This window comes from Aurantiacibacter xanthus, from assembly GCF_003584015.1.
GTDB lineage: Bacteria > Pseudomonadota > Alphaproteobacteria > Sphingomonadales > Sphingomonadaceae > Alteraurantiacibacter > Alteraurantiacibacter xanthus.
In genome coordinates, this window is the sequence record NZ_QXFM01000114.1 from 1 (window position 1) to 17,528 (window position 17,528).

The following is a 17,528-nucleotide window of genomic DNA, read 5'->3' on the forward strand; positions in this document are numbered from 1 at the left end:
GCGCGACCGCCCCGGTCAGGCCGGAAAGGCTCCACAGCAGGAAGCCGATGATCGCCACCGTCAGCGACGATGCCGCCAGTTCCTCAGGGCCCAGCCGGGCGATGAAGATCACGTCGACCGCGTAGGTCAGCATCTGCAACAGATTGGCCAGCACGAGCGGCACCGCGAGGCGGGCCGTTGCGGCGCTTTCGGCTTTCCAGCCGGGCGTAGGGGGGAGGGCAGTAGGTCTCATGGCAAACAGCCGGCCCGGATAGGCCAGGATTGTTGCAAGAGAAATCACAAAAGCACGCCAGCGGGTGAGTTTTGTCGCCAGCAGAGGTTTGCCGGACACAGTCAACGCACGGCCTCTTGCCCAAGGCACCCGTTGCCTTCTAAGTGCGCCAAACAGACGAAGGATTCCTTTTCATGCGTATTTCGATTTCGCTTGCCACGGTTTCGCTTGCTGCTCTCGCTCTTGCTGCCTGTGGTGGCCCGCCCGAGAGCGCGGATGAGGCTGCCGTTGAAGAGGTCGCGGCCGATAACGGTGCGGTCGACGAGGTCGAACTGACCCAGGCTGAGGGCGCCGCCGAGGCGGCCAATGCCGAGGCGACCGAAGCCGCTGCCGAAGAACCCGCCGCGAGCGCAACGCCTTCGCCGACCCCGAGCGCTTCGGCCAGCGCGCGCCCTGCGGCTGCTCCGACGCAGGCTGCCGCCGCTGCCGGTCCGCCCGACAGCTTCACGATCTGCACCGTGTGCCACTCGGTCTCGCCGGGCCAGAACATGGTCGGCCCCTCGCTCGCCGGTGTGGTCGGGCGCAAGGCGGGCAGCGTTTCGGGCTTCGCCTACAGCGCGGGCATGAAGAGCAGCAACCTGACCTGGAACGAGGCGAACCTGCGTCGCTATCTCGTCGATCCGCACGCGGTGGTGCCGGGTGGCTCGATGCCGGCGCCGGGCGTGAATGCCCAGCAGGCCGGCGAGATTGTGACCTATCTGAAATCTCTGTAAGGGCAGGCGCGGCGGCCCTGGGTCGCCGCCCGGCCTTGCTGGCATACAAAAAGGGCGGCACCATCGGGTGCCGCCCTTTCTGTTTGATCCGGTTGGATCGAAGCGTAATCGCGGGGCGATTACTTCAGCGAGCCGAAATTACTTCAGCTCGACGGTGCCGCCGGCAGCTTCGATCTTCGCCTTGATGTCTTCGGCTTCCGCCTTGTTCACGCCTTCCTTGATCGGCTTCGGCGCGCCTTCGACGAGCGCCTTGGCTTCGGTCAGGCCGAGGCCGGTCAGGGCGCGGACTTCCTTGATCACCTGGATCTTCTTGCCGCCGTCGCCGGTGAGGATGACGTCGAACTCGTCCTTCTCTTCAGCAGCCGGGGCATCGCCACCGGCAGCCGGGCCAGCCACAGCCACAGCAGCAGCGGCGCTGACGCCCCATGCTTCTTCCAGGGCCTTGGCAAGTTCAGCGGCTTCCATGACGGTCAGCGCGGACAGGTCTTCAACAAGCTTGGCAATATCGGCCATTGTGCTTCACTCCAAATTGGGCGGGGCGAAAAAGGTACGCCCCAAGATGTTTCGTTTCGAAATGCGAGAACCGCTTATGCGGCGTCCTTGGCGGCGTAAGCGCCGGTGACGCGGGCAAGCAGCGATGCCGGTTCGTTGATGACGCGCACAACCTTGGTCGCAGGCGCATTGACGAGACCGACGATCTTGCCCCGCAGCTCGTCGAGGCTGGGCATTGCGGCGAGCGCCCTGACCCCTGCTTCATCGAGCTTCACTGCGCCCAGAGACCCGCCGACAATTTCAAGCTTGTCGTTGGTCTTGGCGAATTCCACCGCAGCCTTGGCAGCTGCAACCGGGTCGGTCGACCAGGCCAGACCCGTCGGGCCGGTGAGATACTCACCAATGCCTTCGTAGTCGGTGTCCTTCAGGGCGAGCTTGGCGAGGCGGTTCTTCGCAACCTTGTAGGACGCACCAGCATCACGCATCTTGTTGCGCAGGTCGGTGGTCTGTTCCACCGACAAGCCGAGGTTGCGGGTGACAACCACCACGCCGACCTCGTTGAAGACCGTGTTGAGCTGGGCGACCGCGTCGGCTTTCTGCGAACGATCCATGCCTTACTCCTTCACTATGGCCACGATCCCGCCGAAGCGAAGCCGTGACCGGCTCATACTTCCACACCGCTGGTGCGGCATGGTCTTACGTTTGCCCGATACGCTTAGCGCGATCAGGCGAGTCCGTGATGGGGAAGGAGGAGCGCGAATGGCGCGAACGGAGCAGCCGCATGGGCTGGCCCGAAAATCTCTGTCCCCGTCTAGGCTGGAAATTAAGACCGGCAGATCCCGGTCACCAACTGTCTCGGACGGATGACCACGCGAGGTGGTCGGGGCGGGCTCATAGAGAGATGGCGCAAAAGGTCAAGCGATTCGGCTCGGGCGCGCCTGCACCGTAAAGTGCACGCCAAAGAAAAAGGCCCGCCTTCGTGGACGGGCCTTCCTCTCCTGCAATTCGGCCAGCCGCAGCCTTGTGAGCGCGGCTGGCAAAAACCGGATCACATGGTGTCAGCCTGGTCTTCCAGCTGTTCGGCCTTGCTGTCGACGGCGTCGGCCTGGGCTTCCATCCCGGCATCGTCGAGCGCGTCGGCCTGTGCTTCGAGCGCTTCGGCCTGCTCGTCGATCACTTCGCCCTGCGCTTCCACGGCCTCTTCCTGCACGTCCTGAGCCTCTTCGGCGGGCGAACCGCCACAGGCGGCGACAAGCAGGACGGCGGGCGAGGCAAGCAAGATCTTCTTCATGGCAATTCCCCTGATGGTTGGATTGCGGTGTAACTATCGATTGCGCCAATCGTTCCAGGTTATAGCGAAACTGGCGAACGGCTCCTGCGCGTCCCTCACGAAGGTCCTGCTCTCCTTGACGGCGCGGGGCCTGCGCCCTATATCGCGGCCACACCGAAAGCTTCGAGCAAGGCGCGCCTTACGCGGGGGTGCGCATCGGAAGGAAGCTTCGGCAATCCGTGAGACCTGAGGGAACGCTGCAATGCAGGCGCCGATAGCGGTGGCTGGCCTTGTGGCTTTTCGTCGTCTCATGGCCCTCCCGCCCGATTCGAAATTTCAAGGCAAGAGGCACACCTCCCTTATGGCGACCAAGGCGAACGCACCGGCGAAGGCTGGCAGCAAGGCAAAGCGCATCCGCAAGATTTTCGGCGACATCCACGAAGTGGTGCAGATGCCGAACCTGATCGAGGTCCAGCGCGAAAGCTACGAGCAGTTCCTGCGCTCCGACCCTTCGATCGGTTACGTTTCCGGCCTTGAGAAGACCCTGCGCTCGGTGTTCCCGATTCGCGACTTCGCCGGCACCGCCGAGCTGGACTTCGTCCACTACGAGCTGGAAGACCCGAAGTACGACATCGTCGAGTGCCGTCAGCGCGGCATCACCTATGCCGCGCCGATGAAGGTCACGCTGCGCCTGATCGTGTTCGAAGTGGATCAGGAAACCGAGACCCGCTCGGTCCTCGATATCAAGGAGCAGGACGTCTACATGGGCGACATGCCCTTGATGACGAACAACGGCACCTTCATCGTCAACGGCACCGAGCGCGTGATCGTGTCGCAGATGCACCGTTCGCCGGGTGTGCTGTTCGATCATGACCGCGGCAAGACGCACTCCTCGGGCAAGTTCCTGTTCGCCGCGCGGGTGATCCCGTATCGCGGCTCATGGCTCGACTTCGAGTTCGACGCCAAGGACATCGTGAACGTCCGCATCGACCGCAAGCGCAAGCTGCCGGTCACCGCGCTGCTCTATGCGCTGGGCCTCAACCACGAGGAAATCCTCGCGCACTTCTACAACACCGTGACCTGGAAGCGCGGCGCGAACGGCTGGGAAATCCCCTTCGTGCCCGAGCAGTGGCGCGGCCAGAAGCCGGGCTTTGCTCTGGTTGACGCGAAGACCGGTGAGGAAGTGTTCCCCGCCGGCCAGAAGGTCAGCCCGCGCGCTGCCAACAAGGCGGCCAAGGATGGCCTCGAAACCCTGCTGATCCCGACCGAGGAAATCTTCGGCCGCTATGCCAGCCAGGACCTCGTCGAGGACAGCACCGGCCGCATCTACATCGAAGCGGGCGAGGAAGTGTCGCCCGACAACCTCGAGAAGATCGACGCCGCCGGGATCGACCAGCTCGTCCTGCTCGACATCGACCACGTCACCACGGGCCCGTGGATCCGCAACACGCTCGACGCCGACAAGGCCGAGAACCGCGAAGAGGGTCTTGAGGCTATCTACAAGGTGATGCGCCCCGGCGAGCCGCCGACCAAGGAAACCGCCGAAGCGCTGTTCGAAGGCCTGTTCTTCGATGCCGACCGCTACGACCTTTCCGCCGTGGGCCGCGTGAAGCTGAACATGCGCCTTGGCCTCGATGCCGAGGACACCGTGACCACGCTGCGCAAGGAAGATATCCTCGCCGTGGTCAAGGAACTGGTCGACCTCAAGGACGGCAAGGGCGAAGTCGACGACATCGACAACCTCGGCAACCGCCGTGTGCGTTCGGTCGGCGAGCTGCTCGAAAACCAGTACCGCGTCGGTCTGCTGCGCATGGAGCGTGCCGTTAAGGAGCGCATGAGCTCGGTCGATGTCTCGACCGTGATGCCGAACGACCTCATCAACGCCAAGCCTGCCGTGGCGGCGGTGCGCGAGTTCTTCGGTTCCTCGCAGCTCTCGCAGTTCATGGACCAGACCAACCCGCTGTCGGAAGTCACCCACAAGCGCCGCGTTTCGGCGCTCGGACCGGGTGGTCTGACCCGCGAGCGGGCAGGTTTCGAAGTCCGCGACGTGCACCCGACGCACTATGGCCGCATCTGCCCGATTGAGACGCCGGAAGGCCCGAACATCGGTCTGATCAACTCGCTCTCGACCTTCGCCCGCGTCAACAAGTACGGCTTCATCGAGACGCCTTACCGCAAGGTGATCGAGGGCAAGGTGACCAGCGAGGTCAACTACCTCTCGGCGATGGAAGAGCAGAAGCACACCGTCGCGCAGGCTTCGGCCGAAACCGATGGTGGCGGCAAGTTCGTCGAGGATCTGATCTCGGCTCGCCAGAACGGCGAGTTCGTGATGAGCCCGTCCGAGCAGGTCACGCTGATGGACGTGTCGCCCAAGCAGCTCGTGTCGGTTGCCGCATCGCTCATTCCGTTCCTGGAAAACGATGACGCGAACCGCGCGCTGATGGGCTCGAACATGCAGCGTCAGGCCGTGCCGCTCGTGAAGGCGGAAGCGCCCTGGGTCGGCACCGGCATGGAAGAGACCGTGGCGCGCGATTCGGGCGCGGCGATCGCTGCCGTGCGCGGCGGCGTGATCGACCAGGTCGACGCCACCCGTATCGTGATCCGTGCTTCGGGCGAAGTCGATGCCGGCAACCCCGGCGTGGACATCTACACGCTGCAGAAGTTCCAGCGCTCGAACCAGTCGACCTGCATCAACCAGCGTCCGCTGGTGAATGTGGGTGAAGTGGTCGAAGCCGGCGATATCATCGCCGACGGCCCCTCGACCGATCTGGGCGAACTGGCGCTGGGCAAGAACAGCCTCGTCGCGTTCATGCCGTGGAACGGCTACAACTACGAGGACTCGATCCTCATCTCCGAGCGTATCGTGAAGGACGACGTCTTCACCTCGATCCACATCGAGGAATTCGAAGTCATGGCGCGCGACACCAAGCTCGGGCCGGAAGACATCACCCGCGACATCCCGAACGTCGGCGAGGAAGCGCTGCGCAACCTCGACGAGGCGGGCATCGTCTACATCGGTGCCGAAGTGCATCCGGGCGATATCCTGTGCGGCAAGATCACGCCGAAGGGCGAAAGCCCGATGACGCCGGAAGAAAAGCTCCTGCGCGCCATCTTCGGCGAGAAGGCTTCGGACGTGCGTGACACCTCGCTGCGCCTGCCGCCGGGCACCAGCGGCACCGTGGTCGAAGTGCGTGTGTTCAACCGTCACGGCATCGAGATCGACGACCGTACCCGGGCGATCCAGCACGAGGAAATCGAACGCCTCAAGAAGGACAGCGAGGACGAGCGCAACATCCTCAACCGTGCGACCTACAACCGCCTCAAGGACATGCTGATCGGCCAGACCGCATCGGCGGCTCCGAAGGGTGCGAAGAAGGGCGCGGTGATCGACGAGGCCACGCTCGAAGAACTGGACCGGATCGAGTGGTTCAAGTTCGCCGTCTCCGACGACAACATGCAGGCTCAGCTCGAAGCGGTGAAGAGCCAGTATGACGAGGCGATCAAGGCCATCAAGGACAAGTTCGAGGACCGTAAGGAGAAGCTCGAACGCGGTGACGAACTGGCGCCGGGCGTGCTCAAGATGGTCAAGGTGTTCGTGGCGGTGAAGCGCAAGCTGCAGCCGGGCGACAAGATGGCCGGCCGTCACGGCAACAAGGGTGTGATCTCGCGCATCCTGCCCGCCGAGGACATGCCCTTCCTTGAGGACGGCACTCCGGTCGATCTCGTGCTCAACCCGCTGGGCGTGCCTTCGCGCATGAACGTCGGGCAGATCTTCGAGACCCACCTCGGCTTTGCCGCGCGCGGGCTCGGCATGCAGATCGGCGAGATGCTGGATGACTGGCGCCTCAACAACCCCGATCCCAAGGCCGGGCCGCCGCCCGCCGTGCTGGTCGACAAGCTGAAGGACGTCTACGGCGACAACTACGTCGAAGACATCGAGAGCCGGACTTCGGACGAGATCTATGAACTCGCCGAGAACGTGCGTCGCGGCGTTCCGATGGGCACCCCGGTGTTCGACGGCGCGCGCGAGCAGGACGTGACCGACACGCTGCTGAAGGCAGGCTACGACCGTTCGGGCCAGTCGACGCTGTACGACGGCCGCACCGGCGAGGCGTTCGACCGCAAGGTGACCGTGGGCATCATCTATATGCTCAAGCTGCACCACCTTGTGGACGACAAGATCCACGCCCGCTCGATCGGTCCCTACTCGCTCGTCACCCAGCAGCCGCTGGGCGGCAAGGCGCAGTTCGGCGGCCAGCGCTTCGGCGAAATGGAGGTCTGGGCGCTGCAGGCATATGGCGCTGCCTATACCTTGCAGGAAATGCTGACGGTGAAGTCCGACGACGTGGTCGGCCGCACCAAGGTCTACGAGGCAATCGTCAAGGGCGACGACACCTTCGAGGCCGGCATCCCTGAGAGCTTCAATGTGCTCGTCAAGGAAATGCGCTCGCTGGGCCTGAACATCGAACTCTCCTCGCTGAACGACGGCGAGGAAGACGAAGACGGTACGACGGCGATCGCGGCTGAATAACAGGGAGCGGGCGGCACCGGTTGCCGCCCACCCCCATCGCCCCCTGTTTTTCCCCTCTCAAGGGAACTGAGAAATGAACGAACTGACCAAATTCACCAACCAGATGGCGAAGCCCGAAACCTTCGACCAGATCCAGATCGGCATCGCGAGCCCCGAGCGCATTCGCTCGTGGTCGTTCGGCGAGATCAAGAAGCCCGAGACGATCAACTACCGCACGTTCAAGCCCGAACGTGACGGCCTGTTCTGCGCGCGCATCTTCGGCCCGGTGAAGGACTACGAGTGCCTGTGCGGCAAGTACAAGCGCATGAAGTACAAGGGCGTCGTCTGCGAAAAGTGCGGCGTCGAAGTGACCGTGACCAAGGTCCGCCGCGAGCGGATGGGCCACATCGAACTGGCCGCGCCGGTCGCGCACATCTGGTTCCTCAAGTCGCTGCCTTCGCGCATCGGCCTGCTGCTCGACATGCAGCTCAAGCAGCTTGAGCGCGTCCTCTACTTCGAGAGCTACATCGTGATCGAGCCGGGCCTGACCCCGCTCGAAAAGTTCCAGCTCCTGACCGAAGACGAACTGCTCGACGCGCAGGACGAGTATGGCGAAGACGCCTTCTCGGCCGGCATCGGCGCCGAAGCCGTGCGCGTGATGCTGATGGACCTCGACCTCGAGTCCGAGCGTCAGGCGCTGCTCGACGAGCTGGAGACCACCAAGTCGAAGCTCAAGCCCGCCAAGATCATCAAGCGTCTGAAGGTCGTCGAAAGCTTCATCGATTCGGGCAATCGCCCCGAGTGGATGATCCTCGAAGTCGTGCCGGTCATTCCGCCGGAACTGCGCCCGCTGGTGCCGCTCGACGGTGGCCGCTTCGCGACCTCGGATCTCAACGACCTCTATCGCCGCGTCATCAACCGTAACAACCGCCTGAAGCGCCTGATGGAGCTGCGCGCGCCCGACATCATCGTGCGCAACGAAAAGCGCATGCTGCAGGAAGCCGTTGACGCCCTGTTCGACAACGGCCGCCGTGGCCGCGTGATCACGGGTGCCAACAAGCGTCCGCTCAAGTCGCTCAGCGACATGCTCAAGGGCAAGCAGGGCCGCTTCCGTCAGAACCTGCTCGGCAAGCGCGTCGACTATTCGGGCCGTTCGGTCATCGTGACCGGCCCGGAACTCAAGCTGCACCAGTGCGGCCTGCCCAAGAAGATGGCGCTCGAGCTGTTCAAGCCGTTCATCTACGCCCGCCTCGATGCCAAGGGTCTGTCGATGACCCTGAAGCAGGCCAAGAAGTGGGTCGAGAAGGAGCGCAAGGAAGTCTGGGACATCCTTGACGAGGTGATCCGCGAGCACCCGGTGATGCTCAACCGCGCGCCGACGCTGCACCGTCTCGGCATTCAGGCGTTCGAGCCCGTGCTGATCGAGGGCAAGGCGATCCAGCTGCACCCGCTCGTCTGCTCGGCCTTCAACGCCGACTTCGACGGTGACCAGATGGCCGTCCACGTGCCGCTTTCGCTGGAAGCCCAGCTCGAAGCGCGCGTGCTGATGATGTCGACCAACAACATCCTCTCGCCCGCCAACGGCAAGCCGATCATCGTGCCCTCGCAGGACATGGTGCTGGGTCTGTACTATCTCTCGATGGACCGCGAAGGCGAGCCGGGCGAGGGCAAGGTGCTGGCCGATATCGACGAGGTGCACCAGGCGCTTCACGTGGGTGCGGTGACCTATCACTCGAAGATCACCACCCGCGTTCCGCAGACCGATGAGAACGGCAAGCAGTACATGCGCCGCGTCGACACCACGCCGGGCCGCATGCTGATCGCCGAGTGCCTGCCCAAGAGCCACAAGGTGCCCTTCGAGGTGGTCAACAAGCTGCTGACCAAGAAGGACATCGGCGATGTGATCGATCAGGTCTATCGCCACACCGGCCAGAAGGACACGGTGCTGTTCGCCGACGCCATCATGACGCTGGGCTTCCGCCACGCGTTCAAGGCCGGCATCTCGTTCGGCAAGGACGACATGATCATCCCCGACAGCAAGGAAGGGATGATCGAGGAAACCAAGGCGCTGGTGGCCGACTACGAGCAGCAGTATCAGGACGGTTTCATCACCCAGCAGGAAAAGTACAACAAGGTGATCGACGCCTGGAGCCGTTGCGGCGACCAGGTCGCGGCGGCCATGATGGACGAAATTCGTGCGACGCCGAAGGACGACAACGGTCGCGAGGCGCAGATCAACTCGATCTACATGATGAGCCACTCCGGTGCGCGTGGTAGCCCGGCCCAGATGAAGCAGCTGGCCGGTATGCGCGGCCTCATGGCCAAGCCGTCGGGCGAGATCATCGAAACGCCGATCATCTCGAACTTCAAGGAAGGTCTGACCGTTCTTGAATACTTCAACTCGACCCACGGCGCCCGTAAGGGTCTGGCCGACACCGCACTGAAGACGGCGAACTCGGGTTACCTGACCCGCCGTCTGGTCGACGTGTCGCAGGACTGCACGATCGTCGTTGACGACTGTAAGACGCAGAACGCGCTCGACATGCGTGCGATCGTTCAGGGCGGCTCGGTGATCGCCTCGCTCGGCGAGCGTATCCTTGGCCGTACTCTGGCCGAGGACATCGTGAACGCCGCCACCGGCGAGCTGATCGTCAAGGCCGGCACCCTGCTCGACGAGCCGATGGTGGCTGCGATCGAGGCCGCCGAGACGCAGGTTGCGAAGATCCGCAGCCCGCTGATCTGCGAGGCCGAACAGGGCGTTTGCGCGACCTGCTACGGACGTGACCTTGCCCGCGGTACGCCGGTGAACATCGGTGAGGCCGTTGGCGTGATCGCGGCGCAGTCGATCGGTGAGCCGGGCACCCAGCTGACCATGCGTACGTTCCACATCGGTGGCGCGGCGCAGGTCAACGAGACTTCGCACCTCGAATCGATCTCGGACGGTAAGGTCGTCTATCGCGACATGCCGACCATCACCGACAAGCGCGGTCGCCGTCTGTCGCTCGCCCGCAACGGCGAGATGGTCGTGGTCGATCCCGAGGGTCGCGAGCGCGCCATCCACCGCGTGCCTTACGGTACCGAACTCAAGTTCGAGGACGGGGCCGAGGTCAAGGAAGGCGATCGTCTGGCCGAGTGGGATCCGTTCTCACTGCCGATCATCACCGAAACGGCGGGTGTGGTTCGCTATCAGGACCTGCTCGAAGGCAAGACGCTCGAAGAGCGCATGGACGACGCCACCGGCATCGCCCAGCGCGTGGTCATCGAGTATCGCGCCGCCGGTCGCTCCAAGAAGGAAGACCTGCGTCCGCGTCTGACCCTGTTCAACGAGGCGGGCGATGAGTCCGAGGCAGCACGCTACATGCTGGCTCCGGGCACGACGCTCTCGGTCGAAGACGGTCAGGAAGTGGTCGCCGGTGACATTCTGGCACGTGCTTCGCGCGAAGCTTCGAAGACGCGCGACATCACCGGCGGTCTGCCGCGTGTTGCCGAGCTGTTCGAAGCCCGCATCCCGAAGGACGCGGCGGTGATCGCCAAGATCTCGGGCCGGATGGAATTCATCCGCGACTACAAGGCCAAGCGCAAGATCGCGATCGTTCCGGAAGAGGGCGATCCGGTCGAGTACCTGGTGCCGAAGACCAAGGTGATCGACGTTCAGGAAGGCGACTTCGTGAAGAAGGGCGACACCCTGATCTCGGGCTCGCCCAACCCGCACGACATTCTCGACGTGATGGGCGTGGAAGCGCTGGCCGAGTATCTCGTGAACGAGATTCAGGAAGTCTACCGGTTGCAGGGCGTGAAGATCAACGACAAGCACATCGAGGTGATCGTTCGCCAGATGCTGCAAAAGGTCGAGATCACCAACGGCGGCGACACCACGCTGCTGCCGGCGGAGCAGGTCGACTACGAGGAAATGCTGGAGGCGAACGCCAAGCTCGCCAAGGGCAAGGAACCGGCACAGGGTGTTCCGATCCTGCTCGGCATCACCAAGGCCTCGCTGCAGACCCGTTCGTTCATCTCGGCGGCCTCGTTCCAGGAGACCACGCGCGTGCTCACCCAGGCTTCGGTCGAGGGTAAGAAGGACTCGCTGATCGGCCTGAAGGAGAACGTGATCGTGGGCCGTCTGATCCCGGCGGGCACCGGTGCGGGCATGAACCGCATCCGCGTGGCAGCCTCGGGTCGCGACGCGGCGATCCGCGCGCAGTACAAGAAGATGCAGGAAGCGCTGGTCGCTGCCGATACGGCAGCCGAGGAGCATGCTGCGGAACTGGCGCGCGATCCGGCCGACGATCTGGGCGATAGCGTGCTGGCATCGGTCGAGGGCGAGAGCCACGGCACCGACGCCGACGCGGGCGATTACCTGAACCCGGAGGCCGCTGACGGCGAATAAGCCGCCCGCGAACCTCAAGACTTTGGAAGGCCCCGCCGGAGCGATCCGGCGGGGCCTTTTCGTTGGCGGGCGGGATGGCCAGTGCGCTATCAACGACTAATGCAAATCATTCGCATTGCATCGCGAGTCTGGCTGGGTAGTATTGCTGCGAATCATTCGCAGGAGACGAGCATGCCGAAAACCCCATCCTCCGCCAGTGCCGCCACGCTTGAGCGGGTCGCCCGGCTGGCTCAGCCGGTTCCGCTTGCCAACCTGTCGTGGATCGCGCTGCGCACCGTTTCGGCCACGCGCCTGATCGCGGTCTGCGCGCGCGGAGGGCGCGATCCGCTGGTCGAGCTGACCCAGCGGCTGGGCGATGTCACCACCGCGCGGGTGTTCCTCTACTTCGCCAACCTCGTCGGTGCCTACTGGCCCGAGGACGTGCAGGTGATGCGGCCCTGCTGCTGCATCCTCAGCCCCGACGAGATGACGCTGGCCCTGATGGCCGACTGCGCCGCGACGGGGCGCCGCGAAGAGTTCAGCGCCGTGCTCGATGGCTTCGTGCGGTCCGACCGGCACGAAGAGCTGTACGACCGCACCACGGTGATGATCGCGCATCTGCAATGAGGCCGTGGCCTCGCCCGCACGAGACGCTATAGCGCAGGGCGATGACCACCACCCGCTTCGCTCCTTCGCCCACCGGCAACCTTCACGTCGGCAATATCCGCACCGCGCTCCACAACTGGATGCTGGCCAAGCGCGACGGCGGCAGGTTCCTGCTGCGGATCGACGATACCGATCAGGCGCGCTCGAAGGAGGCCTATGTCGATGGCATCCACGCCGATCTCGCCTGGCTCGGTTTGGTCCCCGATGGCGAGGAACGCCAGAGCGAACGGCTGGCGATCTACGAGGAGGCGTTCGAGCGCCTGCGCGCGGCGGGCCGGGTCTATCCGTGTTATGAGACCGCGCAGGAACTCGAAGTCCGCCGCAAGATCCAGCTCGGCCGCGGCCTGCCGCCGATCTACGACCGCGCCGCCCTCGCGCTGAGCGACGAAGAGTGCGCGGCGAAGGAAGCCGAGGGCATAGCCCCGCACTGGCGCTTCAGGCTCGACCATGCCGAGCCGATCGCCTGGGACGATGGCGTGCGCGGGGCGCAGAAATTCGATCCGGCGCTGTTGTCCGATCCGGTGATCCGTCGTGCCGATGGCTCGTGGCTCTATATGCTGCCGAGCTGCATCGACGATATCGAGATGGGCGTGACGCAGGTGCTGCGAGGCGAGGACCATGTCTCGAACACTGCCACCCAGATCCAGATGTTCACCGCGCTCGGCGCCACACCGCCCGCCTTCGCGCACGAGGCCCTGTTGGTGGGCAGCGAGGGCAAGTTGTCGAAGCGGCTCGGTTCGCTCGGCTGCGATGCCTTCCGCGAGCAGGGGATCGAGCCCGGTGCGCTGGTGGCGCTGCTGGCACGGCTGGGCACCAGCCTGCCGGTCGAACCGCTGGCGGATCGGGCCGAGCTGCTCGCCAGCTTCGATCTCGCCACCTTCGGGCGTGCGCCTGCGCGGTTCGAGGAGGCGGAGCTGGCGCGGATCAACCACGGCATCGTCCACCAGCTCACCTATGCCGAGGTTGAAGAGCGCCTGCCCGAGGGGATGGGCGAGGCTGGCTGGCTGGCGATTCGCCCCAACGTTGCCACCGTGGCCGAGGCTGCCGACTGGTGGAGCGTCGTGACCGGCCCGGTCGAACCCGGTGACCTGAGCGAGGAGGACCGCAGCTTCCTTGCCCGCGCCGCCGAACTGCTGGTCTGGAGCGAAACCCCCTGGGCCGATCTGACCGGCGCGCTCAAGGCCGAGACCGGTCGCAAGGGCAAGGCGCTGTTTCTCCCCTTGCGTCAGGCGCTTACGGGCCGCGCGCATGGCCCCGAGATGGCCGCGCTGCTGCCGCTGATCGGCGAAGAGGCGGCCCGCACGCGCCTCGCACTCGCAGCAAAATCACAAGGCTAGTTCGCAGACGCAGCGCAAAGGGGCTTGCAACGCGCTGAGCTTGGGTTATGTGGAGCGATGTTATAGCATTACATCTGTCCAAGTGAGATCCCATGAAGTCTATCCGGCTAGCCCTTTTCCTTTCCGCCGCCAGCCTTGCCGCCCCTGCGCTTGCCCAGGATGCCAAGCCCGCCGAAAAAACTGCCGGCGACGACTTCCATAATCGCGACATCAGCCGTGACACCATCGTGGTCAGCGCCGCCGGGCTGGAGCGGCTCGACGTGCTGGCGGGCACCTCGGTGCTGGAGGGCAATGCGCTGCAGCGCGATCTCGAAAGCCAGATCGGCGACACCATTGCCAAGCTGCCGGGTGTTTCGACCTCGGGTTTCGCCCCCGGTGCCTCGCGCCCGATCCTGCGCGGCCTTTCGGGCGAGCGCATCCGGGTGCTGACCGATGGCGTCGGCTCGATTGACGCTTCGGCGGTGTCTGACGACCACTCGGGCACGGTCGATCCGCTGATCGCCAGCTCTATCGAGGTGCTGCGCGGCCCGGCAGCGCTGCTTTACGGCAGCCAGGCAATCGGCGGCGCGGTGAACGTGATCACCAAGCGCATCCCGCCCTCGGTGCCCGACGAGCCGGTCCATGTCGACGGCATCGTCGGCGTCGACAGCGCCAGCGACCGGGTTGAAGGCGGTGCCTCGATCGACTTCGCGCTGGGCAAGGAAGTCGCCTTCCACATCGACGGCTCGTACCGCGAGACCGGCGATCTCGAAATTCCCGGCTTTGTCGCCACGCCCGCCTTGCGTGCGAAGCTGCTGGCACAGGCCGCCGAGGAAGAGGAAGAAGGCCACCTCGATGAAGCGGCGGAGTTCCGCGATGGTGCCAATGCCTCGGGCAAGCTGCCCAACAGCGCCACCCGGACCTCGACCGTGGGCGTGGGCCTTGCCTGGCATTCGGGCCAGAACATGTTCGGCATTTCGGCCGACTATTACGACACCAACTACGGCATCCCCGGTCTTCCCGGCGTGGGCCACGTGCACGAGCACGGCGATGAAGACCACGGCGACGAGGACGATCACGATCACGATCACGAGGAGGAAGGCCCCGTCACCATCGGCATGCAGCGCTACCGCGTCGATGCGCGCGGCGCGCTCGATCTGGGCGAGGGCTTCTTCGATCTGGTCCAGGCCAAGTTCGGCTATTCCGACTATACCCACACCGAGTTCGAAGGCCGCGAAACCGGCACCAGGTTCGATGTCGAGGGCGTGGAAGGCCGGCTTGAGCTGGTGCAGAACAACCGCAACGGCTGGGGCGGTTCGCTCGGCATGCAGTATTCGCACGTCGATTTCCGTGCCGATGGCGACGAGGCCTTCGTTGCGCCCAACACCACCGAGAACTGGGCGCTGTTCGCGGTCCAGCAGTTCGATATCGGCAAGCTCGGCCTGCAGGCAGGCGCTCGCTACGAGCACTCGGCGGTCGATGTCGACTTCACCGATGGCTCCAGCCTGTCGCGCGATTTCGATGCCTTCTCGGCTTCGGCCGGTGTCTCCTACGCGTTGATCGAGGGCTACGAGGACGACCTGCGGATCGGCATCAACGGTTCGCGCGCCGAGCGCGCACCGGTGGCGCAGGAGCTGGTCGCCGATGGCCCGCACGTCGCCACGCAAGCCTATGAAATCGGCGATCCGACGCTCGACACCGAAGTCGCCTGGGGGCTGGAGGGCTATGTCCGCGGTTCGATCGGGCGGGCGCTGGTCAGCGCCTCGGTCTATCACACCTGGTTCGACGGCTTCATCTATCTCGACGAAGCCGACCGCGCCCCGATTGGCGGGCTCGAAGTGTTCGAGTTCCTGCAGCAGGATGCCAGGCAATTTGGCGTCGAAGGGCAGGTTACGTTCCCGCTGATCGACGCCAACGGCTTCCGCCTGAACGCCGACCTGCGCGGCGACTATGTTCGCGCCACGCTGGACGACGGCAGCCCGGTTCCGCGCATCCCGCCGCTCAGCGCGCTGGCCGCACTGGAGGCACAGGTCGGCCACTTCGACATCCGCGGCGAGGTGGAAACCTTTGCCAAGCAGGACCGCGTGTCAGAGCACGAGAGCCCGACCGACGGCTTCACCTTCGTCAATGCCTCGGTAGCCTGGCACCCGATCGAGGGGCAGCAGAACTTCACCTTGCTCGCGCAGGTCGACAACATCTTCGATGTCGAAGGCCGTCGCCACACCAGCTTCACGAAGGAATATACTCCGCTCTCCGGGCGCAACTTCAAACTGAGCGCCCGGGTGAGCTTCTGAAGTTCGATGACACTAGCCTGATCTACCTTGCTCCCCTTCCCCAAGGGGAAGGGCTTCGAGGGTCGATGCTATGTCATCAAGCTCAAAAGGCTTACTTCTGGGTGACGGAATCGCCCACCTGCTTCACGGTGTCGCCGACCTGATCGGCGGCACCGCTGACAGAGTTGGCGGCATCGGCCACGGCATTGTCCTTGGCGACTTCGGCACCGCTCATCTGGGTGACGAAGTAGCCGCCGATCAGCAGCGCAACCAGCAGCATCAGCGCAATCGCCCAGGTGCCGCCGCCCGACCGACGCGGCGCATCGTCGCGCACGTAGGTGGTCGTGTGGCTATGGGTGTTGCCGGCCTCGTCGGTGGTGATCGTGGTGCGTTCTTCGCTCATCATACAACTCCTTGATTGGAGGGATGAACGCTGGACGCAGGCTTCGGTTTCCCGAGGGCCTTACACCTCGTCGTAGTGGAACGGCGCGATCACGGCCCTGGGGTGCGCCTCATAGTCGAAGCTTGGCGGCAGGTCCGGCTCCAGCCCGTCGATCGAGCGCAGCAGCGGCACGCCGCCCTTGTGCCAGCCCTTCTCGTACTCGGCATAGAAGTTGATCACGCCGTGCAGCCTGGCGATCCGCCACTTGCCGCCCTCGCGAACATATTCGTTCTCGTAGGTGGCTTCGCCCCAGCGGCCCTCGCGCCCGATCCAGCCGATCATGATGAAGGTGCGCCAGCGCGCCTTGGCCGTGCCCGCAGCGCTGTCGATATGGAGCACCGGCTGCAACTGCATGTGGTTGAACACTGCGCCGTCTTCGTAGGCGGGGAGCTGATGGAGATAGGCCCGCACCCGGTCCTGCCCGACATAGACCCCGCGTCCGGCGATCTCCAGCGTGCCATCCTTGGCGAAGAGGTCGGCCGCCTTGTCCCACAGCCCCTTGTCGACATAGTAGCCATAGGCGCATTGCAGGTTGATCAGCGCGCGATAGTCGTCGCCCTCCTGCACGCGCGCTTCGAGCGCCTCGATCCGGCTGAGCAGGTCGCCGAGGGTGGGTTGGCTGGCCATTGGTCTTCTCCCGTCAGAGCCGGGGCAGGGTGACGCCGCGCTGGCCCATATATTTGCCCGCCCGGTCGGCATAGGTCACTTCCGGGCGCTCGTTGCCCTGCAGGAACAGGAACTGGCAGGCGCCCTCGTTGGCGTAGATCTTCGCCGGCAGCGGGGTGGTGTTCGAGAATTCGAGCGTGACGTGACCTTCCCAGCCCGGTTCGAGCGGGGTGACGTTCACGATGATGCCGCAGCGGGCATAGGTGCTCTTGCCGAGGCAGATCACCAGCACGTCTTCGGGGATGCGGAAATATTCCACCGTGCGCGCCAGCGCGAAGGAGTTGGGCGGAATGATGCAGACCTCGGTCTCGCGGTCGACAAGGCTGTCGCCGTCGAAGTCCTTGGGATCGACCACCGCCGAGTTGACGTTGGTGAAGATCTTGAACTCGGGCGCCACCCGCGCGTCGTAGCCGAACGAGCTGAGCCCGTAGGAGATGCAGCCATCGCGCCGCTGCGCTTCGACGAAGGGCTCGATCATGCCTTCGTTGAGCGCCTTGTCGCGAATCCATTTGTCCGAAAGAATTGCCATGGGCGAGGGATTCC

General features: G+C 64.4%; 13 protein-coding genes. 6 read left to right on the forward strand and 7 right to left on the reverse strand.

Annotated features, from left to right (window positions below; translation table 11 throughout):
• Positions 1 to 232, reverse strand: a 232-nt coding sequence (locus D2V17_RS13955) for an MATE family efflux transporter (RefSeq protein WP_245978728.1), incomplete at its 3' end; no start/stop codon positions are given.
• 173 nt (positions 233 to 405) lie between these two features.
• Here D2V17_RS13955 and D2V17_RS21000 point away from each other — a divergent pair.
• Complete coding sequence (locus D2V17_RS21000; protein ID WP_147367411.1) at positions 406 to 984, forward strand: c-type cytochrome; 579 nt, start codon at positions 406 to 408, stop codon at positions 982 to 984.
• Positions 985 to 1,122: 138 nt separating this feature from the next.
• Here the strand turns inward: D2V17_RS21000 and rplL are convergent, their stop codons facing one another.
• From rplL to D2V17_RS13980, 3 genes are all read right to left on the reverse strand, one after another.
• Entirely contained in the window at positions 1,123 to 1,497 is a 375-nt protein-coding gene (gene rplL, locus D2V17_RS13970; protein WP_119593422.1) for a 50S ribosomal protein L7/L12, read from the reverse strand.
• A gap of 74 nt (positions 1,498 to 1,571) precedes the next feature.
• Positions 1,572 to 2,087, reverse strand: coding sequence for a 50S ribosomal protein L10 (gene rplJ, locus D2V17_RS13975; protein ID WP_119593423.1), 516 nt, complete (start codon positions 2,085 to 2,087; stop codon positions 1,572 to 1,574).
• Positions 2,088 to 2,524: 437 nt separating this feature from the next.
• Positions 2,525 to 2,767, reverse strand: coding sequence for a putative periplasmic lipoprotein (locus D2V17_RS13980; protein ID WP_119593424.1), 243 nt, complete (start codon positions 2,765 to 2,767; stop codon positions 2,525 to 2,527).
• A gap of 340 nt (positions 2,768 to 3,107) precedes the next feature.
• Between D2V17_RS13980 and rpoB the strand changes: the two genes are divergently transcribed.
• From rpoB to D2V17_RS21935, 5 genes are all read left to right on the forward strand, one after another.
• A complete protein-coding gene (gene rpoB, locus D2V17_RS13985; RefSeq protein ID WP_119593425.1) occupies positions 3,108 to 7,277 on the forward strand; it encodes a DNA-directed RNA polymerase subunit beta in 4,170 nt (1,389 codons plus the stop codon).
• A gap of 73 nt (positions 7,278 to 7,350) precedes the next feature.
• Positions 7,351 to 11,643: a DNA-directed RNA polymerase subunit beta' gene (gene rpoC / locus D2V17_RS13990; protein WP_119593426.1), complete on the forward strand. Its 4,293-nt coding sequence runs from the start codon at positions 7,351 to 7,353 to the stop codon at positions 11,641 to 11,643.
• Between the two features lie 171 nt (positions 11,644 to 11,814).
• Positions 11,815 to 12,249, forward strand: coding sequence for a DNA-directed RNA polymerase subunit beta' (locus tag D2V17_RS13995; RefSeq protein WP_119593427.1), 435 nt, complete (start codon positions 11,815 to 11,817; stop codon positions 12,247 to 12,249).
• A 41-nt stretch (positions 12,250 to 12,290) separates the two neighbouring features.
• Entirely contained in the window at positions 12,291 to 13,625 is a 1,335-nt protein-coding gene (gene gltX, locus D2V17_RS14000; RefSeq protein WP_119593428.1) for a glutamate--tRNA ligase, read from the forward strand.
• Between the two features lie 92 nt (positions 13,626 to 13,717).
• Positions 13,718 to 15,898, forward strand: coding sequence for a TonB-dependent receptor (locus D2V17_RS21935; protein WP_119593429.1), 2,181 nt, complete (start codon positions 13,718 to 13,720; stop codon positions 15,896 to 15,898).
• Positions 15,899 to 15,989: 91 nt separating this feature from the next.
• Here the strand turns inward: D2V17_RS21935 and D2V17_RS14010 are convergent, their stop codons facing one another.
• The 3 genes from D2V17_RS14010 to dcd are packed head-to-tail and all read right to left on the reverse strand — an operon-like array spanning position 15,990 to position 17,514.
• Positions 15,990 to 16,280, reverse strand: coding sequence for a hypothetical protein (locus D2V17_RS14010; RefSeq protein ID WP_119593430.1), 291 nt, complete (start codon positions 16,278 to 16,280; stop codon positions 15,990 to 15,992).
• 60 nt (positions 16,281 to 16,340) lie between these two features.
• Positions 16,341 to 16,946, reverse strand: a complete 606-nt coding sequence (locus D2V17_RS14015; RefSeq protein ID WP_119593431.1) for a nuclear transport factor 2 family protein — start codon at positions 16,944 to 16,946, stop codon at positions 16,341 to 16,343.
• A gap of 13 nt (positions 16,947 to 16,959) precedes the next feature.
• Positions 16,960 to 17,514, reverse strand: a complete 555-nt coding sequence (dcd, locus tag D2V17_RS14020; protein WP_119593432.1) for a dCTP deaminase — start codon at positions 17,512 to 17,514, stop codon at positions 16,960 to 16,962.
• Between the last annotated feature and the right edge of the window lie 14 nt (positions 17,515 to 17,528).